General features: G+C 57.9%; 26 protein-coding genes. 21 read left to right on the plus strand and 5 right to left on the minus strand.

Going from position 1 to position 22,809, the window contains the following annotated elements:
* Positions 1-36 precede the first annotated feature (36 nt).
* From A7Q00_RS03580 to A7Q00_RS14020, 4 genes are all read right to left on the minus strand, one after another.
* Entirely contained in the window at positions 37-393 is a 357-nt protein-coding gene (locus tag A7Q00_RS03580; protein ID WP_245637516.1) for a hypothetical protein, read from the minus strand.
* Between the two features lie 21 nt (positions 394-414).
* Positions 415-885 carry a hypothetical protein gene (locus tag A7Q00_RS03585; RefSeq protein WP_064089267.1) on the minus strand — a complete coding sequence of 157 codons (471 nt, stop codon included), beginning with the start codon at positions 883-885 and terminating at the stop codon, positions 415-417.
* Between the two features lie 46 nt (positions 886-931).
* Complete coding sequence (locus A7Q00_RS03590) at positions 932-1,162, minus strand: hypothetical protein (protein ID WP_064089268.1); 231 nt, start codon at positions 1,160-1,162, stop codon at positions 932-934.
* 193 nt (positions 1,163-1,355) lie between these two features.
* Entirely contained in the window at positions 1,356-2,057 is a 702-nt protein-coding gene (locus tag A7Q00_RS14020) for a LexA family transcriptional regulator (protein WP_245637517.1), read from the minus strand.
* A 114-nt stretch (positions 2,058-2,171) separates the two neighbouring features.
* On the opposite strand from A7Q00_RS14020, the gene A7Q00_RS03600 reads away from it, so the two are divergent.
* Positions 2,172-2,396, plus strand: a complete 225-nt coding sequence (locus A7Q00_RS03600; RefSeq protein ID WP_064089269.1) for a transcriptional regulator — start codon at positions 2,172-2,174, stop codon at positions 2,394-2,396.
* A 149-nt stretch (positions 2,397-2,545) separates the two neighbouring features.
* Positions 2,546-5,428, plus strand: coding sequence for a DUF5906 domain-containing protein (locus tag A7Q00_RS03605; protein ID WP_156503720.1), 2,883 nt, complete (start codon positions 2,546-2,548; stop codon positions 5,426-5,428).
* Between the two features lie 234 nt (positions 5,429-5,662).
* Here the strand turns inward: A7Q00_RS03605 and A7Q00_RS13355 are convergent, their stop codons facing one another.
* On the minus strand, positions 5,663-5,824 hold the full coding sequence (locus A7Q00_RS13355) for a hypothetical protein (RefSeq protein WP_156503721.1): 162 nt from the start codon (positions 5,822-5,824) through the stop codon (positions 5,663-5,665).
* Between the two features lie 12 nt (positions 5,825-5,836).
* On the opposite strand from A7Q00_RS13355, the gene A7Q00_RS03610 reads away from it, so the two are divergent.
* From A7Q00_RS03610 to A7Q00_RS03695, 19 genes are all read left to right on the plus strand, one after another.
* Positions 5,837-6,229 (plus strand): hypothetical protein, encoded by a 393-nt coding sequence (locus tag A7Q00_RS03610; RefSeq protein ID WP_064089270.1) that lies wholly within the window; start codon positions 5,837-5,839, stop codon positions 6,227-6,229.
* 142 nt (positions 6,230-6,371) lie between these two features.
* Positions 6,372-7,127, plus strand: coding sequence for a hypothetical protein (locus tag A7Q00_RS03615; protein WP_064089271.1), 756 nt, complete (start codon positions 6,372-6,374; stop codon positions 7,125-7,127).
* A 333-nt stretch (positions 7,128-7,460) separates the two neighbouring features.
* A complete protein-coding gene (locus A7Q00_RS03620) occupies positions 7,461-7,973 on the plus strand; it encodes a terminase small subunit (RefSeq protein ID WP_064089272.1) in 513 nt (170 codons plus the stop codon).
* Positions 7,909-9,924 carry a phage terminase large subunit family protein gene (locus A7Q00_RS03625; protein WP_064089273.1) on the plus strand — a complete coding sequence of 672 codons (2,016 nt, stop codon included), beginning with the start codon at positions 7,909-7,911 and terminating at the stop codon, positions 9,922-9,924. The genes A7Q00_RS03620 and A7Q00_RS03625 overlap by 65 nt, the downstream gene beginning before the upstream one ends.
* A 4-nt stretch (positions 9,925-9,928) precedes the next feature.
* On the plus strand, positions 9,929-10,201 hold the full coding sequence (locus A7Q00_RS03630) for a hypothetical protein (protein WP_064089274.1): 273 nt from the start codon (positions 9,929-9,931) through the stop codon (positions 10,199-10,201).
* The gene (locus A7Q00_RS03635) at positions 10,198-11,751 is read left to right on the plus strand and encodes a phage portal protein (protein WP_064089275.1); all 1,554 of its coding nucleotides are present in this window, start codon (positions 10,198-10,200) and stop codon (positions 11,749-11,751) included. Before A7Q00_RS03630 ends, A7Q00_RS03635 begins: the two co-directional genes overlap by 4 nt.
* Positions 11,729-13,636, plus strand: coding sequence for a phage major capsid protein (locus A7Q00_RS03640; RefSeq protein WP_064089276.1), 1,908 nt, complete (start codon positions 11,729-11,731; stop codon positions 13,634-13,636). Before A7Q00_RS03635 ends, A7Q00_RS03640 begins: the two co-directional genes overlap by 23 nt.
* A gap of 51 nt (positions 13,637-13,687) precedes the next feature.
* A complete protein-coding gene (locus tag A7Q00_RS03645; RefSeq protein WP_156503722.1) occupies positions 13,688-14,059 on the plus strand; it encodes a hypothetical protein in 372 nt (123 codons plus the stop codon).
* Positions 14,052-14,357 carry a head-tail joining protein gene (locus A7Q00_RS03650; protein WP_049258256.1) on the plus strand — a complete coding sequence of 102 codons (306 nt, stop codon included), beginning with the start codon at positions 14,052-14,054 and terminating at the stop codon, positions 14,355-14,357. The genes A7Q00_RS03645 and A7Q00_RS03650 overlap by 8 nt, the downstream gene beginning before the upstream one ends.
* Positions 14,335-14,892, plus strand: coding sequence for a hypothetical protein (locus A7Q00_RS03655; RefSeq protein WP_064089278.1), 558 nt, complete (start codon positions 14,335-14,337; stop codon positions 14,890-14,892). Before A7Q00_RS03650 ends, A7Q00_RS03655 begins: the two co-directional genes overlap by 23 nt.
* An 11-nt stretch (positions 14,893-14,903) precedes the next feature.
* Positions 14,904-15,077 (plus strand): DUF2635 domain-containing protein, encoded by a 174-nt coding sequence (locus A7Q00_RS12730; protein ID WP_082887733.1) that lies wholly within the window; start codon positions 14,904-14,906, stop codon positions 15,075-15,077.
* The gene (locus tag A7Q00_RS03660; protein ID WP_064089279.1) at positions 15,074-16,540 is read left to right on the plus strand and encodes a phage tail sheath subtilisin-like domain-containing protein; all 1,467 of its coding nucleotides are present in this window, start codon (positions 15,074-15,076) and stop codon (positions 16,538-16,540) included. Before A7Q00_RS12730 ends, A7Q00_RS03660 begins: the two co-directional genes overlap by 4 nt.
* Before the next feature lie 53 nt (positions 16,541-16,593).
* Positions 16,594-16,962 carry a phage tail tube protein gene (locus A7Q00_RS03665; protein WP_049258259.1) on the plus strand — a complete coding sequence of 123 codons (369 nt, stop codon included), beginning with the start codon at positions 16,594-16,596 and terminating at the stop codon, positions 16,960-16,962.
* 14 nt (positions 16,963-16,976) lie between these two features.
* On the plus strand, positions 16,977-17,270 hold the full coding sequence (locus tag A7Q00_RS03670) for a phage tail assembly protein (RefSeq protein ID WP_049258260.1): 294 nt from the start codon (positions 16,977-16,979) through the stop codon (positions 17,268-17,270).
* A 141-nt stretch (positions 17,271-17,411) separates the two neighbouring features.
* Positions 17,412-17,936, plus strand: coding sequence for a hypothetical protein (locus A7Q00_RS03675; protein WP_064089280.1), 525 nt, complete (start codon positions 17,412-17,414; stop codon positions 17,934-17,936).
* A gap of 60 nt (positions 17,937-17,996) precedes the next feature.
* Positions 17,997-19,763, plus strand: coding sequence for a tape measure protein (locus A7Q00_RS03680; RefSeq protein ID WP_156503723.1), 1,767 nt, complete (start codon positions 17,997-17,999; stop codon positions 19,761-19,763).
* A gap of 9 nt (positions 19,764-19,772) precedes the next feature.
* On the plus strand, positions 19,773-21,062 hold the full coding sequence (locus tag A7Q00_RS03685; protein WP_064089282.1) for a DNA circularization protein: 1,290 nt from the start codon (positions 19,773-19,775) through the stop codon (positions 21,060-21,062).
* 10 nt (positions 21,063-21,072) lie between these two features.
* Complete coding sequence (locus A7Q00_RS03690; RefSeq protein ID WP_064089283.1) at positions 21,073-22,254, plus strand: phage baseplate assembly protein; 1,182 nt, start codon at positions 21,073-21,075, stop codon at positions 22,252-22,254.
* Positions 22,254-22,805 (plus strand): phage baseplate assembly protein V, encoded by a 552-nt coding sequence (locus tag A7Q00_RS03695; RefSeq protein WP_064089284.1) that lies wholly within the window; start codon positions 22,254-22,256, stop codon positions 22,803-22,805. The genes A7Q00_RS03690 and A7Q00_RS03695 overlap by 1 nt, the downstream gene beginning before the upstream one ends.
* Positions 22,806-22,809 lie beyond the last annotated feature (4 nt).

Raw genomic sequence — 22,809 nt, forward strand, 5'->3', positions numbered from 1 at the left:
AGTCGGATTTCCTGTTTTAGGGTTGGTAAATGGCACTTATTTGGTGCCGGTGAGTTTGATTACTTTGGTGGATTCGCCCGTGCCCTGCAGGTCGAGCTTGGCTTGGGCGGGGTCTTCGGTGGTGAGGTTGCCTTCGGGGGTGGCGAATACGATGCCGCCCTCACGTTTTTCTTTCGGCAGCTTGCTGGCGATGTCGTGGCTGATGCGCACGGTGCCGTCTTTGATGTTTTGCGAATCAATCGTCAGCTTGAGCGTGACCGTGGCGCGTTTGCCGTGCGACAGGCAGGCGGCTACGGCGGCGCTGATGGCTTCGCCCAGCTCGGTATCGAGCAGGCCGCTGTTGATGGCGCGCAGCATCTTGGTGGCAGGGATGATTTTTTTATCTTGGTTCATGATGGTCTCCATATGAGAGGGTTAGGCGGCGGGATTGCCGTGTTTTTCAGCTACAGCGTTGAGCCAGTCTTTAGCGGCTTGGATTGCCGCCGCCAGCTCGTTGTCGCCGAGTTCGTGGTAACAAATTTCGTACTCCAGCCATGTTACCTTTGGCCGTAGTTCGATGCAGGCATATAGGATGAGTGAGCCATAGCGGCTGTTGTATTCCACATCCACCGCTAAGATGCCGTTGCCCGTGAGTTGCTGCGCCAATTTGAGCAGGTCAGCCAGCGTGGGTTTGGCTTCAGCGGGCGGGGTGTCGTCGCGCACGGCTTCGGCGATGTAGGCGTTCGGCCAGCGGCGTTTGATGACGTCGTGGGCGGCGGCTTTGTGGTCGGTGGTGACGGTGCTGCCGGTTTCGATAACGCAGCTGCCGTCGGCGTATTCGGTGAGGGTGGCGGCTTGTACGTCTTCGCCGCCGTGGCTGGGCAGCATGATGGGGTAGGTTTTCACTTGGTTTCCTTTTTAGGTAGCCTGCCCGGGCGGGCAGGCGGCTTTTTTAGTGGATAATGGGCTCGATAAAGTAGGTGCAGGATAGGTTGCGGGCTTCGGCGCAGGCTGCCACGCGGTCTGAACAAATGATGCGGTTGCCGTCGAGCATCTCGATTAGGTAGTGCGGGCGGCGGCGGAAGTTGCAAACCTGTTTGAAGATACGGCCAACGGTGCAATCTCGATGAGCGTTGGCGATGCTGGAATCCATAACGTTTGCAATGTGGATGGTGGATGACATTTGATTTGCTCCATGTGTTGTTGATTTGTTAGAGCGAATATTAGCGTAACGCTAATATATAAGCAATAGCGAAACGCCAACTATTTTATAGCGTTTTGATTTACAAAGTAATATTTTTTAGCGTTTTGCACAAAACAAGCATAAAAAAGAGGCTACCTGAAATTTCAGGTAGCCTTTATTGAGGGAAACGGCGTTATCGGAATTGTTTAAAACCCCAGCTTCCCTTTATTTTCCCAATAATATGAATATTATCCGCATCTTCCGGGCGAACTTCTTCATCGCGGTATTTGGGGTTATCGCTTATTATCAGTAAAACGCCGGTCGAGGTCATTTGCAGGCGTTTGGCTCTTCTGCCCGCTGGAGTATGGATGACATAAAGCCCGTCCCCATCAAAATAATCAATCCCAGTATCTACAAATAGGATTTCATCGGACTCTATTGTGCCGCTCATCGAGTCTCCTGTGCCAGTAATGATATGGATGCGTGATATTGCACCGCCAAAATGTGCTTTTGCCCAGGATTCAGCTACAGCCACAAAATCAACAATCTCAACGGGGGAGTCATCTAATGTTCCTACGCCCATTTTGGCTTCAACATTTAACACGCTGAATTTAATATATCCTTCCGGCACAATATAACCATCACCTAACATCATTACGCTATCCAACGGCTGATCGAACCACGCGCGCGGCTTGCCGGTGGCAATTTCTATCTCGCGCGCTGTTTCAGACTTGAGCGATCGCGGCTTGCCGGTTCGAGAATCAGGGGTGGCATTCAGCCATTGGCTGATTTGAGAGGCTGATTTGTTGATGGCTTCGCTCAATTTGCCTTGTCCGCCGTATTCGTCAATTAGCATTTGCAGGCGTTGGCGGTAGGTTTCTTCGATGGTTTTCATAAATTTTCCCTTTCCAATGTTAGATTTTAGCAATTTGCTAAATTTATACTATATGCGAAACGCTTGCTTTTTGTTTAGCGTTTCGCTAAACTACAAAAAACATTGGAGATGAAAATGAATTTAAATGAGTACCTAAAGCGCGGTGGGCGTGGTTCGTTGGTCGCACTGGCTGAAAAAATCGATGCCCCTGCGCCGGATGTGAGCCGCTGGGCTTCAGGCCGCCGACCTGTGCCGCCCGCCCGCTGCGCTGCAATTGAAGCCGCCACTGATGGGCAGGTAACACGTAAAGACCTGCGCCCGGATGACTGGCAAGAGATTTGGCCGGAGCTGGCCGCCTAGTTTCCTCTTTCTTCGGCACTCCCTCCCTTGTGCCGGGGTTTTCGGCGGCTTTCTATTCTTCTTTTCCGCCGTTTTTTATACCGCCTGCCGCTGTGTACGCAGGGGCAGGCTTTTTTTACGCCTTTTTCAGGCTACCTGAAAGCTGTGTTATGAGCCAATCTATTGATTTTGCCACTATTTCAAGTGCCGCTTTGAGTTCGGTGGACAATCTGCTGGCGGAATGGCTGCCTTCCGGCCGCTATGACGGGCATGAGTTTGTGGCGCTCAATCCCACGCGCGCGGATAAAAAGCTGGGCAGCTTCCGCATCAACACCTGCAGCGGGCAGTGGGCGGATTTTGCCACGGGCGACAAGGGCGGGGATTTAATCGACCTGTACGCTTACCTCTACAGCTGCAATACGGCGCAGGCGGCGCGCTCGATTGCCGAGCGTTTGAGCCTGGGCAATTTTGCGCCGGTGCAAAAGGTGGCGCTGGATGGCGGCAATGCGGCCAAGCCGGGCAAAAACGCGCGTTGGCAGCCAATTGTGCCGGTGCCGGAATTCGCGCTGAAAACGATGAATTTCCGCCATTCGTTCCGCCAAGGCGAACGAGCCGAGCCGGTGTTTACTTCGGTGTTCCGCGATGGCGAAGGGCAGGTGCTCGGCGCGGTGGCGCGATTTATCAAGTCGGACGGCAGCAAAATCGATCTGCCCTACACGTTTTGCGAAAACTTGGATACGCACGAAAAAATGTGGCGCTGGCGCGGCTGGCAGGGTTTGCGCCCGCTGTACGGTTTGGACGCGCTGGCGGCCGACCCTGTGCAGCCGGTGTTGGTAGTGGAAGGCGAAAAGTGCAAAAACGCGGCGGATGCGGCGCAGCCGGGCTATGCGGTGATTACCTGGCACGGCGGCGCGGGCAACTGGGACAAGACGGATTGGTCAGCGGTGCAAAACCGGCGCGTGATTCTGTGGCCGGACTGCGATTCACAGCGCGAAAAGCTGACTGCCGCCGAGCGCAAGGCGGGCGCGGATGCGGAGAGCAAGCCGTATCTGGACAAATACGCGCAGCCGGGTATGGCGGCGATGCTGGGCATTGCCGAGCGGCTGACGGCGCAGGGCTGCAAGGTGGCGTTTGTGCGCACGCCTGAGCCGGGCGTGTGGCCGGCGGGCTACGATATTGCCGATGCGCTAGCCGACCGTGGGCAGGTTATCGATGCACTGGCGGCGTTGAGTTGGCAGCATTTGACGGATTACACTGCCGAATATACCGAGGTGTTGGCGGCGGCGCAGGCTTCGGGCTACCTGAAACAGGCTGCCCCGCCTCCCGCACCCGCCACGGAGGGCGAGTCGCCGGAAGGTGAGGCACGCGAAACCACGGGGGGCGGCGGGGAAAATATGCCTGAAACCGCCGAAACACCGGAGGGAGAGAGCCGCTATCAGGAAAACTTTGACCGGCTGAAACGGGAATTTTCCCTCATCGAAGGCAAGAGCCGCGCCGTGAGCAGAAAAACGGGCGTGGAATACAGCCGCAAGGCGCTGACCGACCATTTTTGCAAAAAATCGGTGGATAACTGGTTTAATTGGGGGCGCGCGCCGGTGATGACTCAATACGAGGTCAATAAGCTCAAGCGCGACCGGGCGGCGTTTCAGGTAGCCCAAGACAACGACCTGAAAGATATGATGGCGCGCTATGTGTATTTGGACGGCAGCTCCAGCATTTGGGACAACCAACTGTGGCGCATGATTGACCAGGGCTCGGCCAAGCTGGCGATGGGCAGCCAGTTTAAGATTTGGCAAGACAGCCCGGCGCGCATCGTTAAGCGTTTCGACCGCGTGGTGTTCGAGCCGGGGCGGGATTTGTCGGACGAGTACATCAATATCTATCGCGGGCTGCCGCTGGCGGACAAGGTGCAGTTTCCGCGCCCGCGCGAGGAAATGCCGACTTGGTGGCTGGATGTGTTGGATTTGTACCCGGGCTGTCGCGCCATCCAAAAGCTGATTGCGCATTTGTGCAACCATGATTTGCAGATGATGGAGTTTGTGTATAACTGGCTGGCTTATCCGCTGCAGCACCCGGGCGCGAAGCTGACTACTTCGCTGGTGATGCACGGCGATGTGCACGGCGCGGGGAAGTCGTTGCTGTTTGAGGAGATTATCAAGCCGATGTACGGCGATTACGCGGCCACGCTGGGGCAGTCGGATTTGGAGAGTAACTACACGGGCAACCGCTCGGGCAAGCTGTTTATTGTCTTCGAGGAGGTTTTTAATACCAAACAAAAATACGACCAAACCGGCGCCATGAAGCACATGATCACCGGCAAAACGATGCGCATCGAACGCAAGTTTGTGGATTCCTACGAAGAGGCCAACCACATCAACTGCGTATTTTTATCCAACGAGGCGCAGCCGTTTAAGATTGAGGAAAACGACCGCCGCTACTTTGTGATTTGGCCAAAAAACAGGCTACCTGAAAGCCTGCGTGCGGAATTGGAGGTGGAGCTGGGCGCAGACGGGATACTGCAGTTTTTTATGTTGCTGTTGTCTTTGCCGCTCACTATCAATTACACTAGGCAGCCTGCCGACGACCCCACGCAGCCGGACGTGGTGGAGGTGATCGAAGAGGGCGGCCCGCGTTTTGACCCGCACACCAAACCGCCGATGACGGAAGCCAAGGCCAACGTAATCAATTATGGGCGGTATGGGTGGCAGACGTTTTATATGGAGTGGGAGCGCGGCGAAATCGAAAATATCCCCTACTGCGCGGCGATTACCGGCGATGTGTGGGATTTGTATTTATGGTGGTGCACCAAAAACAACGAGCGGCAGATTTCCAAATCCAAATTCCTGCAGCACATTGCCAGTAAGATGCCAAGGGCGCGGCGGTGGTGGCGTTTGCCCAACAGCCCGCGCCCGGAGGAAAAGATGCAGGATAATATCTTCCTCCCGCCCGGCACCCGCCCGCCGCAGGGCACGCCCGAAATGGACTTTATCGGCCCGCAGGTGCTTAGATTCCAGCAGGCGGTACAAGACCTGCGAAACCCGAAAGGCTACTAAAAGCTGCACAACTGCACAAAAATGCACTTTTGCCCCTCCCTGCAAATCCACGCTGGGCGGGGCTTTGTGCACTTTGTGCAGTGTGTGCAGCGTTTTTTTCGCGCACGCGTACGCGCGTTATATATAGGCGTATTTACTCCTACTCTGCCCGCCTTTTTATTTTTTTTCTCCATGCGTGTGAAAATATACTGCACATACTGCACAAAGTGCACAAATGCCCACCAGATAAGGCTTTCAGCGATTTTCAAAACTGCATAAATATGCACTTTGTGCAAAACTTATAAACACAGGATTTTTTACCGCTTTATCTGTTGTTTTATCGCGGTTTTTAGTAAAATAGCGGCACAATAAAAAAGCGGCAGAGGGCTGCCGCGTAAGAGGTAACAAAAGGGGCATGAGTATCATGCTGTGTTTGATTTTTCCGAGGATGCAAAAGATGCGCTGATGCGCGAATGGGCAAACTGGACACGCCAGCCTTTGAAGGCCGGGGTTGGCTATAAGCCGAGCAGTTTGAATTTGTTGATGGCTGGGGGTACGCCCGGCGGTGGAGGTTTTCACTCCTCCGTTTTATCCTACGGCACGGATTGCGATGCTGTGTTTGTGCTGATTGATGCGGCGGTGCGGCGCTTGCCGGTTATCCCGCGTGCGGTAATCAAGCGTTATTACCAACAAGTGGGCACGGCAGATCAGATGGCAAACGATTTGGGCATATCGAAAAAATATATGTACAAAACGCTTTACGCCACGCTTGATACCATTTTCTCGGGGCGCAAACTGCAAAATATTTTGTCCGCCGCTTGACAGTTTACGGAAACTGGGGGCAAAATAATATGCAAGCATGGGTTAAGTTGTATATAGCCCATGTATCCTTGATGCAAAAATAGAATGTTTCCAATCCGCCCTGTGTAAAAACAGGGCGGTTTTGGTTTGTTGGGAGTGCGCCGTGTTTGTTGTGTCCGCCCGTGTTAAAGCCGATACTGCCACGGCGCATCTCAATGCGCTGGAGCGCAAGCAGCTGCCGTTTGCATATTCGCTGGCGGTAAACCGCACGGCAAAACTGGTTAAGCTGGCGGAAATCGACAAAATGCGGGCAGTATTTGACCGCCCCACGCCCTACACGCTCAATAGCCTATACGTTAAACCCGGCACGAAAGCCAACCCATCGGCTTACGTTTGGCTTAAGTACGATACCTTCAAAGGCACACCGGCAGAAAAATACCTGCTGCCGCAAATCGATGGCGGCAGCCGTAGCCACAAGCGCTTCGAGCGAGCGCTGCAAGGAGTGGGGGCAATGCCGAAAGGCTATTACTGCATACCGGGCAAATTCGCGCAGATGGATAATTACGGCAACTGGAGCCGTGGGCAGATTATAAAAATCCTGTCCTATTTTCGTGCCTTCCCAGAAAGGGGCTACCGCGCAAATATGACCGATGCCGCCCGCCGCCGTTTGGCACGAGGTACAAAAAAGAAACGCGGCTATACCTTCGTGGCTATCGGTAAACACCAAGGCCGCCGCCGGCCCGGCATCTACCAAATCTTGGCAGACGGCAAACACTGGCGGCCCATTGCTCTGTTTGTTCGTCGGGCTGGGTACAGTAAACGCTTCCCTTACTTCGAGACGGCGGAACATACGATTGATCGTGAGTTCCCCGAGCAGATGCGCAAGGCCATCGAGGCTGCCATAAAATCGGCGCGCTGAAATAAAAGGTACTCCGCCGGCCGGCCGAAACGCGGGTAATTCGAACCACGATTTTTGTGAAGCGGGAGGGTGCTATAGCTTCCTTCCTCCCTTTTGACTGTGGTGGTAAGGGGTTATTTGATTCTGCCGTTTGGCTTGTTTGCCAGCGGTTTTTTTATTGGTGAGGCTACCTGAAAAGGGTGGTGTGTTGAATTTGCCCGTGTACTTATGCGGGCTTTTTTATGGAGTGTGTTTCAGGCAGCCTGTGGAAATACCGGGTTAAGACGAAATCATATATTGAGCATAGTCGGTTATTCATCCGCAGGCTGCCTGAAACACATTAAGGGGCGGCTTATGTTGGTAAACAAGCGTGAGCTGTCAGAAATCTTGGGTATCACGGAACGCTCGCTGACCGAATGGCAGAAAGACGGCCTGCCGGTGGCATCATTTGCCGATTTGCGCGGGCAGGCCAACGAATACGACACCAAGGCCGTTATCGGTTGGCTGATTCAGCGCGAACTACAGCGGATCAACCGAGAAAAGCCGCGCGACAGGTTGGACAGGCTGAAAGCCGACGCCATCGAACTTGAGATAAAAGAGCGTACCGGTGAGCTGGCCCCGGCGGCATTGTTTGAGCGGGCTTGGGCGGATCACATCACCGCCGCCCGCACCGAATTTTTAACCCTGCCTGAAACACTGGCCTCTGAATTGAGCGCGATTGTCGGGCAGCCGATAGACAGCGAACTCATCACCGCCCATGTGGAGCGGGCGCTGGAAAAACTGGCGAATTACGGAGCAGAAGATGCAGAACTCGGCGGCGATGATGCAGCAGAATATGGCGGACACGGTGCGCCGGGTGCTGCGTGAGGCGTGTAGCAAATGGGCTCCGCCCGTCAAAATGCGCATTCGCGATTGGGCGAATAAATACCGTTATCTCTCCAGCGTTGAGGCTGCCCGCCCAGGTAAATATGTTTTGGGTGTTACACCCTACCTCGAATGGGAAAACGGCCCATTGGATGCGCTGGACGATCCGAATGTGTCGGTGGTGTGCTGCATGAAATCGGCACAAGTAGCCTGGACAAGCGGCGTGCTCGGCAACTTGCTGGGGCGCACCATCGCCACCGCCCCATGCCCGATTTTGGTTTTATTCCCAAAAGAAGGCGCGGCGAAGGAATACATGGATGAAAAATTCATGCCGATGGTGGAAGCCACCCCGGTTTTGCGCGAAAAAATCGACATCCGCGTGCGGGCGCAGGGGCAGCGGCAGCTGTTTAAGAAATTCGCCGGCGGCTTTCTGAAGCTGGTGGGGTCGAACTCTCCGGCCAGCGTGAAATCCAGCCCTGTGCCCTTGGTGTGCGTGGAAGAGCCGGACGACTGTAATTTAAACCTGCGCGGCCAAGGCGACAGCATCAAACTGGCCAAAGAGCGCACCAAAACCTTTGCCAAACCGAAAATCGTCATCGGTGGCACGCCCACGGTGGCCGGGGTGAGCACCATCGAAGCCGAGATGGAATTGAGCGACAAGCGCGTGGGCATGATTCCGTGCCACGAATGCGGCGAAGCCCATGTGCTCAATTTTGACTACCTGCAATGCGACCAAGACCCGAACGGCAACCATCCCGTATTCGGCAAATTCTTGCCGGAAACCGCCTACTACGTTTGCCCGCATTGCGGCTGCGTGTGGAACGACGTGCAGAAAAACCGCAACGTGAAGCGCGGCTGGTGGCAGGCCACGGCGCCGTTTCATGGTACGGCCGGGTTTTATCTGAACGAGCTGTACAGCCCCTTCCCCGGCTCGGTGCTTGCCGAGCTTATGAAAAAATGGCTCACCGCCAAACACGAAGAGGAAGCCGGCGACATTGCGCCGATGATTACCTTCGTTAATTCCAGCAAGGGGCTGCCGTTTGAGGTGTTGGGCGACGGCCCGCAGGGCGACGAGCTGGCGGCGCGCGCGCTGGATTACGCCGAAAACACCGTGCCGCTGGGTGGGCTGATTTTGACAATGGGGGTGGACGTGCAGCACGACCGCCTGGCTTACATCATCCGCGCCTGGGGGCGGGGAGAGGAAAGCTGGCTGGTATCATGGGGCGAAATCTACGGCAACACACCCGACATCAAATCAGACGTATGGCTGGCGCTGGCGGAAAAAATCTACAAACACACCTACCGCCATGCCAACGGCGCCGCGATGCGTATTTTGGCGGTGGGCATCGACAGTTCGGACGGGCAGACCTCGGATGCGGTGTACAACTTTGTGCGCCACTACCGCCGCCACAACGGCGTGAACCTGATGGCCATCAAAGGCAGCAGCAACGAGGATAAGGAGATTTTCACCCGCCCGCGCGACATCGACCTGAAACACCGCAACACCAAAGCCGACCGGCGCGGGGTGCAGGTGTACAGCGTGGGCGTGAGCAAAGCCAAAGACCTCATCATCGGCGAACACGGGCGCGTCAGCCTTACCGGCAACGGCCCCGGCCGCCTGCACAACTACAAAGAGGTGCGTGCCGACTACTACGAGCAGCTGTTGAGCGAGGTTAAAGTGCCCAGCCGCTTAAACCGGCACAAAAAAGTGTGGCAAAAAAAGGTGGGGGTGCGCAACGAGGCGCTGGACTGTGAGGTTTACGCCCTGCACGCCGCCCGCAGCCTGAAAACGCACAGTATGTCCGAAGTACAGTGGGCGATGTACGAAAAAGCGGTGTTGCAACCGGCGCTGTTTGCCGAAACGCCCGCCGAAATGGAAAAAGAGCCTGAAGCCACATCTCCCGCTCCGGCCATTACCCGCCGCCGTGGCGGTAACTTTACGCAAAAATGGTGAGTAAATGACCGACTACGAAAAACAGCAGCTGGAACAACAGCTGGCATTCGCGCAGCAGGTGTATGCCGACCTGAAGGCAGCCTACCAAAGCCATGCCGCCAGCGGCCGCGCCTTTACCCACAGCTACAAAATCAAAGACCGCGAAATGACGTTTAATTCGCTGGCCGACCTGCTCAAGGCGCTGCGCTGGTGGGAGCAGGAAATCCTGCGGCTGGAAATCGCGTTGGGCAAACGGCCCGGCCGCGCCCGCCGCATCATCACGAGGTTTGCCGAATGAAACCACACAATCCGACCGCGCCAAAGCGCGGTTTTTTTTCGCGCCTGTTCCGGCGCGGCGGCCAAAACCAGCCAGCCCGGCGCGAACGCCATTATGCGGCGGTGCGGCCGAACGGCCCCTTGGCCGATGTGCGGCTGAATAATGCTGCCGCCGATGCGCTGGCGCGTTCCGACCTCGACAGGCTGCGCTCGCTCTCACGCAAACAGGCGCGCGATAACGACTATATGCTGCGTTTCCTGCAGATGGTGGGCAACCACGTGGTGGGAAGGGACGGCTTTTCGCTGCAGATGCAGGTGCAGATGGACAACGGCTCGGCGATGGACAACCAAGCCAACCGCGCCATCGAAGAGGCATTTGCCGCTTGGGCGCGGCGCGGTGTGTGCGAGGTGAGCGGGCTGTACTCGTTTACCGACCTGCAACGGCTGATGGTGCGCAGCGTGGCGCGCGACGGCGAAGTGTTGGTGCGCCATGTGTACGGCTCCGACAACGGGCACGGCTACGCCCTGCAGCTGTTGGACATCGACCGGCTGGACACCCAGCTCAACCGTGATAAGCAAAACGGCAAAAACGCTATCCGCATGGGGGTGGAGATTAACGACTGGGGGCGGCCGGTGGCTTATTGGCTGCGGCGGCAACACCCGGGCGATTACACCGTGGCTACCGCATTATTGGATAACGAGCGGATACCGGCGGCGGAAATCAGCCACCTGTATCTGCACGACCGCCCGGAACAGCGGCGCGGTTTCCCCTGGACAACCTCGGCGCTGATCAGCCTGCACAACCTCGGCGGCTACCAAGAGGCGGCGATTATCGCGGCACGGGTGGGCGCTTCCAAGATGGGCTTTTTCCAGCAAAAAGAGGACATCGACAGCTTCCAAAACCCGATTGACGGCCAAGCGGTGGACAACGGGCACGGCGGGCAGGACATCATCGACTACGCCGACCCCGGTACCTTTCACAGCCTGCCCAACGGCTACGAGTTCGTGCCGTTCAACCCGGACTACCCGCACGCCAACTACGATTCGTTCGTCAAAACCTGCCTGCGCAGCGTGGCGGGCGGTTTGGGCGTGAGCTACCACAATCTGGCAAATGATTTGGAGGGGGTTAATTTCTCCAGCATCCGCAGCGGGGTGTTGGAGGAGCGCGACCAATGGATGGCGCTGCAAAACTGGTATATCGACAGCTTTTTATGCGATGTGTTCGAGCGTTGGCTGGCGTGTGCCCTGCTGGCCGGAGCGATTACCTCGCCGACTGGCAAGCCGCTGCCCGCCGCCAAGCTGGACAAGTTTAAACGCTACCGCTGGCAAGGCCGCCGCTGGGCATGGGTCGACCCGCTCAAGGACATCCAATCGCAAGAGGCCGCTATCGCGCTGCGCGTTAAATCGCGTCGGGCGGTGTGCGACGAGCTGGGGGTAGATTTTGACGAGACCTTGCAACAAATTCAGCAGGAAACGGATTTGCTGCGGCAGATGGGCTTAACCGAAACGCCGCCGACCCAACCGGCGGCCAATGATGAGGATAAAGGCGATGAGCAAAACAACCGGGACTAATTCCCGCGCGCCCGATACGGCGCAGATGCAGCAGCTGCAGCGCAGCATGAGTTTTGAGCGGCAAACGGTGGATGCGGACAAGCGCACGGTGGAAGTGGCGTTTTCCAGCGAGGAACCGGTGCAGCGTTGGTTTGGCGAAGAAATTTTGAGCCACGAACCGGGCGCTTGCGATTTGAGCCGCCTCAACGGCGGCGCGGCGGTGCTGTTTAACCACAAATGGGACGACCTGATCGGCGTGGTGGAAAAAGCGTGGGTGGATGCGGATAAAAAAGGCCGCGCCCTAGTGCGCTTCGGCAATTCCGCCAGGGCGCAGGAGAAGTTTCAGGATGTGCAGGACGGCATCCTGCGCCACATCTCGGTAGGCTACCAAATCCGCGCCCTGAATTGCGAAAACCCCGATGCCAAAGCCGATGAGGAGCCGCGCTACCGCGCCACCGATTGGCTGCCGTATGAAATCTCGTTTGTAACCGTGCCGGCCGATACCTCGGTGGGGGTGGGGCGCACGTTACCCGAACCGCCGCAGACGGCCTCTGCACAACCTGAAAACTCCGATAAAGGAAAGCGTAATATGAACCAAGAAAACGAAAACACCGTACCGGCCGTTGCTGCCGGTGCACCTGCCGACACTGGCGCTGCCGAACGCGGCGCACAAGACGAGCGCAAACGCGTGGCCGAATTGCTGGCCATCGGCCGCGCCTATGCCGCACACGGCGGCATCGAAGCCGCCGAACAGGTGATTAAGGACGGCGGCGATGAAGCACAGTTGCGCGCCGCGATTATGGAGAAAATGCGCACCCAGCCCACCGCCACGGCAAACGACATCGGCATGAGCGATAACGAGCAGCGCGAATACAGCCTGCTGCGCGCCATGAACGCCGCCGCGACCGGCAAATGGGACGAGGCCGGGCTGGAACGCGAAGTATCCGAAGCCATCGGCAAACAACAGGGGCGCACCGCTACCGGCTTTTTCATCCCCACCGACTTACTGGCCGCCGCCGGCAGCCGTGCTTACAGCAAGGGCACGCCCGCCAACGGCGGCTATACCGTAGCCAACGATTTGCGCCCGGATTTGTTTATCGATTTGTTGCGCAACCGTTTGGCGGTGGCCCAGCTGGGCGCTACCGTGCTGGACGGCTTGGTGGGCGACATCACCATCCCGAAACAGCTCACCGGCAACAGCGTGAGCTGGGTAGATGAAAACGGCGAAGATTCCGGCAGCAACGCCACCTTCGGACAAATCGCGCTGAAACCGAAAACCGTTACCGCCAACACCGAATTAAGCCGCCGCTTTATGCTGCAAAGCTCGCTATCCGCCGAACAGTTCGCCCGCAACGAGCTGATTAACGCGATGATGCTCGGCATCGACTTGGCGGCCATCACCGGCAGCGGCAGCAACAACCAGCCCACCGGCATCTTGAACACAACCGGCATCGGCGCGGTAGCCATCGGCACCAACGGCGGCGAGCTGGAGTGGAAACACATTGTGGCGCTGGAAACCGCGATTGCCGCCGAAAACGCCGATTTGGGCAACCTGGCCTACCTCACCAACACCAAGGTACGCGGCCACCTGAAAACCAAGCTCAAGGCCGCCAACGTACCGGGCTACATCTGGCAGGACGGCGACACCCCGCTCAACGGCTACCGCTGCGCGGTGTCCAACCAAGTGCCGAGCAACCTCACCAAGGGCACGGCCACCAAATGCTCCCCGCTGATGTTCGGCAACTGGGCGGACTTGCTGATTGCCCACTGGGGCGTGCTGGACGTGATTGTCGACCCGTACACCCAGAGCAAAAAAGGTGCGTTGGTGATTACTGTGTTGCAGGATGTGGATATTGCGGTGCGCCACGCCGAATCCTTTGCCGCCATCAAGGACGTGGTGGTTTAACCCAGCAACAGGCTACCTGAAAAAATCAGGTAGCCTGAATTTTAGGAGGCCATGATGCCCGAGCAAAAAACACTATTGATTATGGCGCTGCGCAGCCTGTTTGTCGGCTCGCAGTTTGTGGCAGAGGATGAGGCGGCAGAAGTGCCGGAAACCGAAGCCCGCGAACTGATCCGCAACGGCTGGGCGGTGGAAACCGAACCGGAAGAAACCGATCCGGGCAAACCGAAGCGCGGCGGCAAGAGAAAGGATGCCACCCAGCAGCCGCCTGTTGCCCCGCCCGCTCCGCCTAGCGGAGAAGGCAATAGCGAAACCCCGCCGCCGGCAGGTAGCGGCGAACAACAGCCGAATGGCGAAAGCAACCCATCAGCTAACAGCGATAACGGGGAGCAGCCGCCGGCAGGCAGTGGTGAGCTGAATGTTTAACGAGCCGCTGGCGGTGTTTGTGAACCCTGCCGATTTTGGCGAAACCGCGCTGCTCGACGGGCAGCCGGTACGCTGCATTTTCGACCGCGAATACGCCGCAGATAACGGCTACGGCATCTCGGCGGGCAATGCCGACCCGTATTTAATCTGTCTTTCCGCCGAGCTGCCGGACACGGTGGCGGAAGCGGAAATACAGGTGCGGGGCATTGCCTACCGGGTTGCCGAAGTGCAGGCGGACGGCACCGGCATCACCGTTTTACAGTTGAGGGCAAAAAATGAGCCGGCACCAACTTACTGACATCCGCGCCGCCGCCGTGGCGCTGCTGGGGACTAAATTTAGACGGGTATATCCCTATCGTTGGGTCGCGCCCGCGCAAAACAAACTGCCGTGCGTGGTGGTATCGGTGGCATCCCGCAGCAGCAGCGTATTTAACGCCGCGCCGCTGGAACTGCGGCACGAAGCGCAGCTGGCCGTTACCTGTATTGTGCAGGGCAACGACAAAACCGAAGACGTGGCGGAGGAAATGACTGCGCTGGCGGAAAAACTGTTTTACGCCAACCCCACGCTCGGCGGCGAGCTGGGCGAAGATTTGCTGCCGCTGTCGCTCACCATCGAAGCCGAAGACCAAGGCGAATACGTGAGCGTGTTTTACACCCAGCTGTGGCAGGCGGTGTGGTACGAACAGGCCGGCGATTATGTGGGCGATGAAAACCACCACCCGCAGGCGCATATCGGCCCGCCGCTGCTCACCGAAGCCGCGCTGGCCACGCATTGGCAACTGTATGGCAGCAATCCCGAGATTGACGCCGAAGACAACATCCCGAAAAGCTGAAAGGGGCTTTTATGACTACGTTTTATGTGCGACCGGTTGGCGATTACCTAATCACCGACCCGGCCACCGGCGAGCCGCTGCCGAAAGACGGCGCGCAGGTGGAAAAAAACAACTACTGGCTGCGCCGCCTGAATGCGGGCGAAGTAGAGGCAGTGGCCGGCAAAGACAAAGAGGCTAACAAATGACGATTGCATTTAATGAGATTCCCGGCAACCTGCGCGCGCCGGGCAGCCGCACCGAATTTAACAACGAGCTGGCCAAAAAAGGCGCAAATATCAAGCCTTATCGCGCCTTGCTGATTGCACCCGCCACCGGCGGCAGCGCAGAAGCAGGCAAGGCCGTGCCGATTACCCGCCTGGAGCAGGCTGCCGGGATGTTTGGCGCGGGCAGCCTGATGTATTGGGCGGCCAAAGGCTGGTTTGACAACAAAGGCGGCGACATCGAGACCTTCGCCCTGCCTTTAGCCAACACCTCCGGCTCGGCGGCCAGCGGCAAAATCCAAATTGCCGGTACGGTGCAGGATGGCGGCGTGGTGTATCTCTACATCGGCGGACAGGCAGTCAAGCTGGCGGTAAAAGCCAACGATGGCGCGGCGGCCGTGGCTACCGCGCTGGCCGCCGCCGTGAATGCCGCCGCCGATTTGCCGGTGAGTGCGCAGGCAGATGCCGGCGCAGTAACGCTGACGGCCAAAAACAAGGGTTTGCCCGGCAATGAGATTGACCTGCGGCTCAACTATTATCCGCGCGACGAGCAAACGCCAACCGGCCTCACTATTTCCATCACCGCAATGGCCGGCGGCGCGGGCACGCCGGATTTGGCAGCCGCCTTGGCCGGGCTGGGTGATAAACAGTTCGACGTGATGGTGATGCCGTTTACCGATGCCGCCAGCCTGAAGGCAGTGGAAGACGAATTGGCTTCCCGTTGGGGGCCGATGCGCGCCATCGGCGGTTTGGTGTTTGTCGCCAAAGCTGACAACTACGCCGGGCTCACCACGCTGGGCAACGGGCGCAACAGCCCGTTTTCGGTAATCGGCGGCTTGCCCGGCGTGCCGAATTTGCCGGTACAGCTGGCGGCAGCGACTGCCGCACAGGCCGCGTTTGCCGCGCAAAACGACCCGGCGCGCCCGTTTCAGACTTTGGAGCTCAAAGGCATCCTGCCGCCCGCCGACAGCGCCCAGCTTACCCTGCAGGAGCGCAACCTGCTGCTGTATAACGGCATCTCCACCTACCGCACCAACGCGGGCGGTGCAGTGATGATCGATATGCTGATCAGTACCTACAAAGTGGGCAAACTGGGGCAGGCTGATGAGAGCTATCTGCTGATTAACACGGTGTGGACATTGAGCTATCTGCGCTACGACTGGGACACCTACATTCAGCAAAAATACCCACGGCACAAGCTGGCGGATGACGGCAACAAATTCCCATCCGGCCAGCCGATTATGACCCCATCCGGCATGAAGGCCGAAATGGTGGCGCGCGCGCAGATTTGGCAGGCATTGGGCTTGGTGGAAAACATCGACCAGTTCACCGCCGACAGCTACGCCGAACGCAACATCGGCAACCCAACCCGCCTCGATACATTCATGGTGCCCGACCTCGTGAACCCGTGGATTATCACCGGCAACGTGATTGCGTTTATCGTTTAACCCCTAATGCTCCGCAGGCTACCTGAAAGCCTGCGGGGTTTGGAGCAAATATCATGGCAAAATCAAACCGCCGTGCTGGCGTGATTTTTTTCAAAGTCAATGGCAACCAGCTGGATGCCAAAGGCAACTTTACCTACAACTTGGGCAAAGGCAAGCGTGAGGCGATTATCGGCGCGGACGGCGTGCACGGTTACAAAGAGACCCCGCAAACGCCGTTTATCGAGGGCGAAATCACCGACCGCCCCGATTTGAAACTGGCCGATTTAACCAGCATCGACAATGCCACCGTTACCCTGCAGTTAGCCAGCGGCAAAACTGTGGTGCTTTCCGATGCCTGGTATGCCGGCGAGGGCACGGGCAACACCGAAGAGGCTAATATTGGCGTACGCTTCGAGAGTAAATACGAAGCGCAGGAAATCTAAAGGAAAACAAGCAAATGGATAAACTTATTATTCAGTTGAGCAGCCCGATCCAGTTCGGGCGCGAGGAAATCAGCGAACTGGACATCCGCCGCCCGACCGGCCGGGATTTGATGGGCTTGGAGATTAAATTCAGCCCGGACAGCTTGATTTTGGATGCCAAAACCCTGTTTGCGCTGGTGGGCAAACTAACCAACATCCCGCCAAACGTGCTGGCGCAGATGGATAGCGCAGATGCCTTTGTGTTGAGCGCGGAGATGCAGGGTTTTTTGCTATCTGGCCGCCAGACTGGGCAGACTACGCCGCAGTAGTGGCCTACACCTTCAAAGGCAGCGCCGGCGACGTGCTGGCGCTGGATATTGACGAGCTGCAGTGGTGGTATGAGCGGGCGTGCTGGATTCGGGAACAGTTGGAAGAGTAAAATATCTGGGCTTATTTACAAGGAGAACCCGATGAAATATTTACCCGTGTTATTGGTTACGCTGCTGACTGCCTGCGGCGGCTCGGAAAAACCTGCCGAACCTGCCGCTGCTTCAGTGGCGGCGTCCGCTCCAGTATCCGCCAGCTCGGCGCAAGCCGAGCGAACCTTTACCCCAGTGCCGGACATTAAGCCAGTATGGCAGATAATGGATATTGCCGGACAGCCGCAGGCGGCGGTGGAAAAAATACTGGGCCAGCCGCAGGGCGCTTGCGAAAACAATAAATACGGCAAAAGCTGCGAATACCAGACGCCACCGGCTGAATGGAGTATCACGTATATCAATGGCCGGGCTGATTGGATTTTGCTACGTGACCCGCGCATTGATAACGCTTTAACCTCGCCCGTATGGCTTGGATTGCCGTATGAGACACCGACAACAGCGGCACCGGCACTTTTGGGATGGAGCAACTACCCCGGATTGTTGGATTTTGCCGCGCACGTCAGTATGGACAACAAAGCGCTGGAATATATTTATATTAAGGTTAGAACACCTTAATTATTAGATGTTTACATAACGCAGAGCCTGCCGCTCTGCGTTTTTTTATGCCTGGAGTAAATGATGGCAAGGCCAAAAACCGAGATAGAAGTAACCGTACAAGACCGGGCCAGCCGCGCATTACGTACCATCCGCGAACGCTTGGGCACGTTAAACAACGGGCGCGTGGGGCGGGCGATGGCGCAGGTAGCGCGGGCAACTGATCAGGCCACTGCCACCCTGAAACATTATGCGGCGGCCGGTGCGGTGCTGGCGGCGGGTAGTGCGTTTATGGTTAAAGGGGTGGTGGATACGGCCAGCGAATTTGAACGCTACCGCACGGTGCTGGAAACCATCGAAGGCAGCAGTGAAAAAGCTAGGCAGTCGATGACATGGGTAAGCGAGTTCGCGGCAAAAACACCCTACGAACTCAACGAGGTAAACGAAGCCTTTGTGAAGCTGAAATCCTACGGCCTCGACCCGATTAAAGACGGGCTGCTGACTACGCTGGGCGATACCTCCGCCGGTATGGGTAAGCCGCTGATGCAGACGGTGGAGGCGATTGCCGACGCCATGACCGGGCAAAACGAGCGCCTGAAAGAGTTTGGGATTAAAGCCTCAGCGCAGGGCAACCGCATCATCTACGAATACACCGACAAAAGCGGCCGCCAGATGCGGGCAATGGCAGACAAGAACAACCGCGAACAAATCCGCGCCACCCTGCAGACCATCTGGAACGAAAAATATGGCGGGGCGATGGATAAGCTGTCCAATACTTGGGGCGGCATGATGTCCAACCTATCGGACAATTGGGAGCGCTTTAAGCTGATGATCGCCGATTCGGGCGTGTTTAGTTATTTGCAAGATAAATTGCGCGGGCTGCTGGAAAAAATCGATGCGATGGCACAAGACGGCAGCCTGCAGAAACTGGCCGAAACCATCGGCAAAAACTTGGTAACCGCCTTTGAAAAAGCCTGGGAGTTCGGTACCAAGCTATACGATAAATTCAACGAAATCAACGATTACTTAGGCGGTTTTGGTAACACAATGCTGGTGGTGGCGGCGATTCTATCCCTGCCGCTGGTAGCGGCGTTTGTGAATGTGGCGTGGGCGGTAGGCTCGCTGGCGGTAGCGCTGATTGGGGCGCTACCGGCGATTTGGGGTTTTACCGCTGCGCTGCTGGCGAATCCGCTCACGTGGATTATCGGGCTGGTGGCGGCGTTTGCCGGTTTGGTATATGTGATATGGCGCAACTGGGACGGCATCGGCGCTTATTTCAGCCGGTTGTGGGATGAGGTGTCGGGCGCGTTTGCTGAGGCGTGGGAATGGATTAAGGAACTGTGCGCTTCGGCTTTTGATGCGATTGGCAGCCTGTTTCTCAATTTTACGCCGGTGGGCTGGATGATTCAGTCGATGTCGGCGGTGTGGGGCTACCTGAAAGGGGTGTGGCCGCAAATCAGGCAAACCTTTGTTGCCGCGCTTGCCGCCATCGGCGGGGTGTTGTCCGGCTTCTCGCCGCTCAACCTGATGCGTGGCGGCTTTGAAGCATTGAAAGGCTATATCGCCGGGGTGTGGGATTGGATACGCGAAAAGCTGCAGTGGGCATTGGACAAGCTGGAATCGCTGGGCAACACGGCGCGTTCGGTGTTCGGCGGCGGCGATGGCGCGGCGGCTCCGGTGGCCTTCTCCGGCAAACCGGCGGCGGCGCTGCCTGGGCGCGGCGGCGGCTTGGGCAAGGTGGCGGTACACATCGACCACAGCAATGTGCCGCGCGGTACGCGGATGCAGGCTCGGGCCAGCAACGGCGTGCAGTTGAGCACCAAGCAAGGCTACAGCCTGGCAACTTAGGAGTAAAAAATGGCGTGGAAAGACAGGCTGCGGCCGGCTTCGTTTCGGCAGGCGGCATTCGGCGTGGAGGCGCACAGCAGCGAGCAGGGTCGGCGGGTGGTGGTACACGAATACCCCGGCCGCGACAAGCCCTACGTGGAAGACCTCGGCGCAAAGGCGCGGGGCTTTACACTGCGCGGCTTTGTGGTGGGCAAGGACTACCAGCAAGCCCGTGATGCGCTGCTGGATGCGGCCAACGCGCCCGGGCCCGGCCAGTTGGTGCACCCGTATTTCGGCGCGCTGCGCGTGGTATGCACGGCGGTAAGCGTGAGCGAGAGCGGCGAAGCCGGCGGCATGGCGGTGTTTGATTTAACCTTTGTGGAGGCGGGCGAGAGCCGCTATCCGGCGGCGGAATCCGACCCGGCAGGCAGCCTGTTGGATGCGGCGGATACGCTGGACGGGCAGCTGGTCGAAGCCTTCGGCAAGTGGTTTGATTTGGACGGCCTGCCGGATTTTTTAAGCCGCGACAATCTGCAGGCGCTCACCGAGCGCATTCAGCGGCTGTCCACGGTGGGCGGCCTGCTGGATTTGTCCAAACAATCGCCGTTTTTGCGGCAGGTGCGGCAGTTGTTGGATGCGGTGGGCGAGCTATCGGCCTCTCCGGCGGTGTTGGGCAGCCGCATCATCGGGCTGTTTACCGATTTAACCGGCAGCTTCAGCCAGCCTTTGGGCGGCATCATGGGGCTGGCGCGGGCATTTCGCGGTGGGAAGCGCGAAGTATCGCGCGGGCTGCCGGCTAACCCCACGCCGTATCAGCGCGCCGAATCCAACCGGCAGGCGGTGCAGGTGTTGTTTGAGGCTGCGGCGCTGAATGCGGCGGCGGCTACGGCAGTGGTACGGCCGGATGACATCACCATCGAGCTGCCGCAGCCGGGCGGTAATTTCGGCAGTGGCGGCAATCAGCAGCCCAGCCGCATTGCCCCCAAAGCCGCCGCCACCCCGCTGTTTGAATCGCTGGATGAAGCCGTGGCGCTGCGCCGCCTGTTGTTGGCGTGGTTGGATGAGCTCGCGCCGCAGCTGCCGGATTCGGCGTTTTCGGCGTCGCAGGATTTGCGTGCCGCCATCGTGCAGGCGTTGCCGGACACGGAAAACGAACTGCCGCGCCTGGTGGATTACACCCCGCAGCGGCCGCTGCCGGTGGTGGTATTGGCTTATCGTTTGCACGGCGATGCGCGGCGCAGCAGCGAGATTTTGCGCCACAACCCGGTCGCGCATCCGGGCTTTATGCCGGTGCACCCGCTGCGGGTGTTGTCGGATTAAGGAGCAGTAAATGGCTATTGAGCTGTTGGTAAACGGCGTTTTGTACGGCGGCTGGACGAGCGTATCCATCAGCCGCAGCATCGGCACCGCCGCCGGTGCATTTAACATCGAGTGCACCGAAAACGTGGGCGGCGAGGCAATACATTGGCCGATCCGCCCGAACGACGAATGCGAGGTGCGGGTGGCCGGGCAGGTGGTGATTAAGGGTTATATCGACAAAACCACGCTCGATGTATCGGACAGCAGCCACGGTATTGCCGTGTCCGGCCGCGATAAAACCGGCGATTTGGTGGATTGCGCCGCCGCCGTGAAGCAATGGCGTAATGTGTCGATTTTGGACTTGGCTAAAGAGCTGTGCGCGCCGTTTGGTATCGAGGTGGTATTGGAAACCGAGCCGGGCAAGCCGCTGGCGGTGTTTAAAACCGAGCCGGGCGAAACGGTATTTAAAGCCTTGGAACGGGCGGCGAAAATCGCCGGTATTTTGCTGGTACAGGCACGCGGCGCATTGGTTTTGACCCATGCCGGGGCGCAGCAGGCGGCTACGCCGCTGGTTTTGGGCGGCAACATCAAATCCGGCACGGCCGATTACGATTATTCGGAGCGGTTTTCGGAATACACCATCACCGGCCAACGGGCGGGCAAAGACAACGACCATGGCAAAGCGGCGGCTCATGTGCGCTCGGCGGTGCGCGATGAGGCCATCAAGCGCCACCGGCCGTTTGCCAAATCCGCCGACGGACAGGCTACGCCAGAGATGGCGCAGCGGCAGGCGGAATGGGAAAAGCAGGTGCGCGAAGCGAAAAGCACCCAGCTATCCTGCACGGTGGCCGGCTGGACGCAGCACGATGGCGCGCTGTGGGACATCAACCAACGGGCACAAGTGGAAGCGGCTACGCTGGCAGTACAGGGCGAATTGCTGATTTCGGCGGTCGAGTATGGCTACGATGATTCGGGCGAGATAACCAAAATCGAGCTAATCCGCCCGGAAGCGCTGCTGCCCTCGCCCGAAGCAGCGGAAAAAGCCAACCGCAACACCGCCGCCAAACCGGCTGCCGGCAAAGGCCGCCAACGCGGCGGCAAGCGTGCTCGGCAGGGCAAGGGGCAAAATGCGGTATCCGGCGATGTGCTGGTGATCAAACCCGATGCGCAAGGCAATTACAAACCCGGAAACTTTGAAAGAGGAAAATCATAATGCAGGCGCTGAAAAACATGATCGGCAGGGCGATTTTAAATTTAATCAACGATGCCGCCGCCACCCAAACCGTTACATTGGAGGCGCAGGCTGGCGATGTGCACGACGAGGTGGAGCTGTTTCAGCCGTTCGGTTTTTCGGCGCACCCGCCGGTGGGCAGCGAGGCGGTGGTGGTATTCGTGGCGGGCAACCACGACCACCCGATTGCGCTGTGCGCCGAACACAAGGGCACGCGCCGCAATAATCTGGCCGAGGGCGAAGCGGCGGTTTACAACCTATGGGGGCATCACATCACGCTGTACAAAGACAAATGCGTGATAGAAACCCCGGTGTTTGAGGTTAATGCCGAAACATCCGCCACCATCAAAGCACCGAAAATCACGCTAGACGGCGAAGTGAGCGGCACCAAATCGGCGGTGTTTGCCCAAGATGTGAAAGACCAAGGCGGCAGATTTAGCATGGGTTGGATGCGTGCGCTGTTTAACCGCCACACCCACCACGAAAACGACGGTGGCGGCAATACCGACCAGCCGAACGAACAAATGGAGTAAGCAC

Source organism: Eikenella halliae (assembly GCF_001648475.1).
Classification (GTDB): domain Bacteria; phylum Pseudomonadota; class Gammaproteobacteria; order Burkholderiales; family Neisseriaceae; genus Eikenella; species Eikenella halliae.

What these genes read in the sequence shown, in the direction of transcription:
- A7Q00_RS14020 (WP_245637517.1), bottom strand. Translation starts at nt 2,057, where the DNA reads ATGAAAACCATCGAAGAAACCTACCGCCAACGCCTGCAAATGCTAATT.
- A7Q00_RS03665 (WP_049258259.1), top strand. Translation starts at nt 16,594, where the DNA reads ATGGCAAAATCAAACCGCCGTGCTGGCGTGATTTTTTTCAAAGTCAAT.
- A7Q00_RS03640 (WP_064089276.1), top strand. Translation starts at nt 11,729, where the DNA reads ATGAGCAAAACAACCGGGACTAATTCCCGCGCGCCCGATACGGCGCAG.
- A7Q00_RS03695 (WP_064089284.1), top strand. Translation starts at nt 22,254, where the DNA reads ATGCAGGCGCTGAAAAACATGATCGGCAGGGCGATTTTAAATTTAATC.
- A7Q00_RS03635 (WP_064089275.1), top strand. Translation starts at nt 10,198, where the DNA reads ATGAAACCACACAATCCGACCGCGCCAAAGCGCGGTTTTTTTTCGCGC.
- A7Q00_RS03620 (WP_064089272.1), top strand. Translation starts at nt 7,461, where the DNA reads ATGTTGGTAAACAAGCGTGAGCTGTCAGAAATCTTGGGTATCACGGAA.
- A7Q00_RS03580 (WP_245637516.1), bottom strand. Translation starts at nt 393, where the DNA reads ATGAACCAAGATAAAAAAATCATCCCTGCCACCAAGATGCTGCGCGCC.
- A7Q00_RS03645 (WP_156503722.1), top strand. Translation starts at nt 13,688, where the DNA reads ATGATGCCCGAGCAAAAAACACTATTGATTATGGCGCTGCGCAGCCTG.
- A7Q00_RS03670 (WP_049258260.1), top strand. Translation starts at nt 16,977, where the DNA reads ATGGATAAACTTATTATTCAGTTGAGCAGCCCGATCCAGTTCGGGCGC.
- A7Q00_RS03605 (WP_156503720.1), top strand. Translation starts at nt 2,546, where the DNA reads ATGAGCCAATCTATTGATTTTGCCACTATTTCAAGTGCCGCTTTGAGT.
- A7Q00_RS03590 (WP_064089268.1), bottom strand. Translation starts at nt 1,162, where the DNA reads ATGTCATCCACCATCCACATTGCAAACGTTATGGATTCCAGCATCGCC.
- A7Q00_RS03685 (WP_064089282.1), top strand. Translation starts at nt 19,773, where the DNA reads ATGGCGTGGAAAGACAGGCTGCGGCCGGCTTCGTTTCGGCAGGCGGCA.
- A7Q00_RS03690 (WP_064089283.1), top strand. Translation starts at nt 21,073, where the DNA reads ATGGCTATTGAGCTGTTGGTAAACGGCGTTTTGTACGGCGGCTGGACG.
- A7Q00_RS03675 (WP_064089280.1), top strand. Translation starts at nt 17,412, where the DNA reads ATGAAATATTTACCCGTGTTATTGGTTACGCTGCTGACTGCCTGCGGC.
- A7Q00_RS12730 (WP_082887733.1), top strand. Translation starts at nt 14,904, where the DNA reads ATGACTACGTTTTATGTGCGACCGGTTGGCGATTACCTAATCACCGAC.
- A7Q00_RS03630 (WP_064089274.1), top strand. Translation starts at nt 9,929, where the DNA reads ATGACCGACTACGAAAAACAGCAGCTGGAACAACAGCTGGCATTCGCG.
- A7Q00_RS03680 (WP_156503723.1), top strand. Translation starts at nt 17,997, where the DNA reads ATGATGGCAAGGCCAAAAACCGAGATAGAAGTAACCGTACAAGACCGG.
- A7Q00_RS03625 (WP_064089273.1), top strand. Translation starts at nt 7,909, where the DNA reads ATGCAGAACTCGGCGGCGATGATGCAGCAGAATATGGCGGACACGGTG.
- A7Q00_RS03650 (WP_049258256.1), top strand. Translation starts at nt 14,052, where the DNA reads ATGTTTAACGAGCCGCTGGCGGTGTTTGTGAACCCTGCCGATTTTGGC.
- A7Q00_RS03655 (WP_064089278.1), top strand. Translation starts at nt 14,335, where the DNA reads ATGAGCCGGCACCAACTTACTGACATCCGCGCCGCCGCCGTGGCGCTG.
- A7Q00_RS03660 (WP_064089279.1), top strand. Translation starts at nt 15,074, where the DNA reads ATGACGATTGCATTTAATGAGATTCCCGGCAACCTGCGCGCGCCGGGC.
- A7Q00_RS03600 (WP_064089269.1), top strand. Translation starts at nt 2,172, where the DNA reads ATGAATTTAAATGAGTACCTAAAGCGCGGTGGGCGTGGTTCGTTGGTC.
- A7Q00_RS13355 (WP_156503721.1), bottom strand. Translation starts at nt 5,824, where the DNA reads ATGCCCCTTTTGTTACCTCTTACGCGGCAGCCCTCTGCCGCTTTTTTA.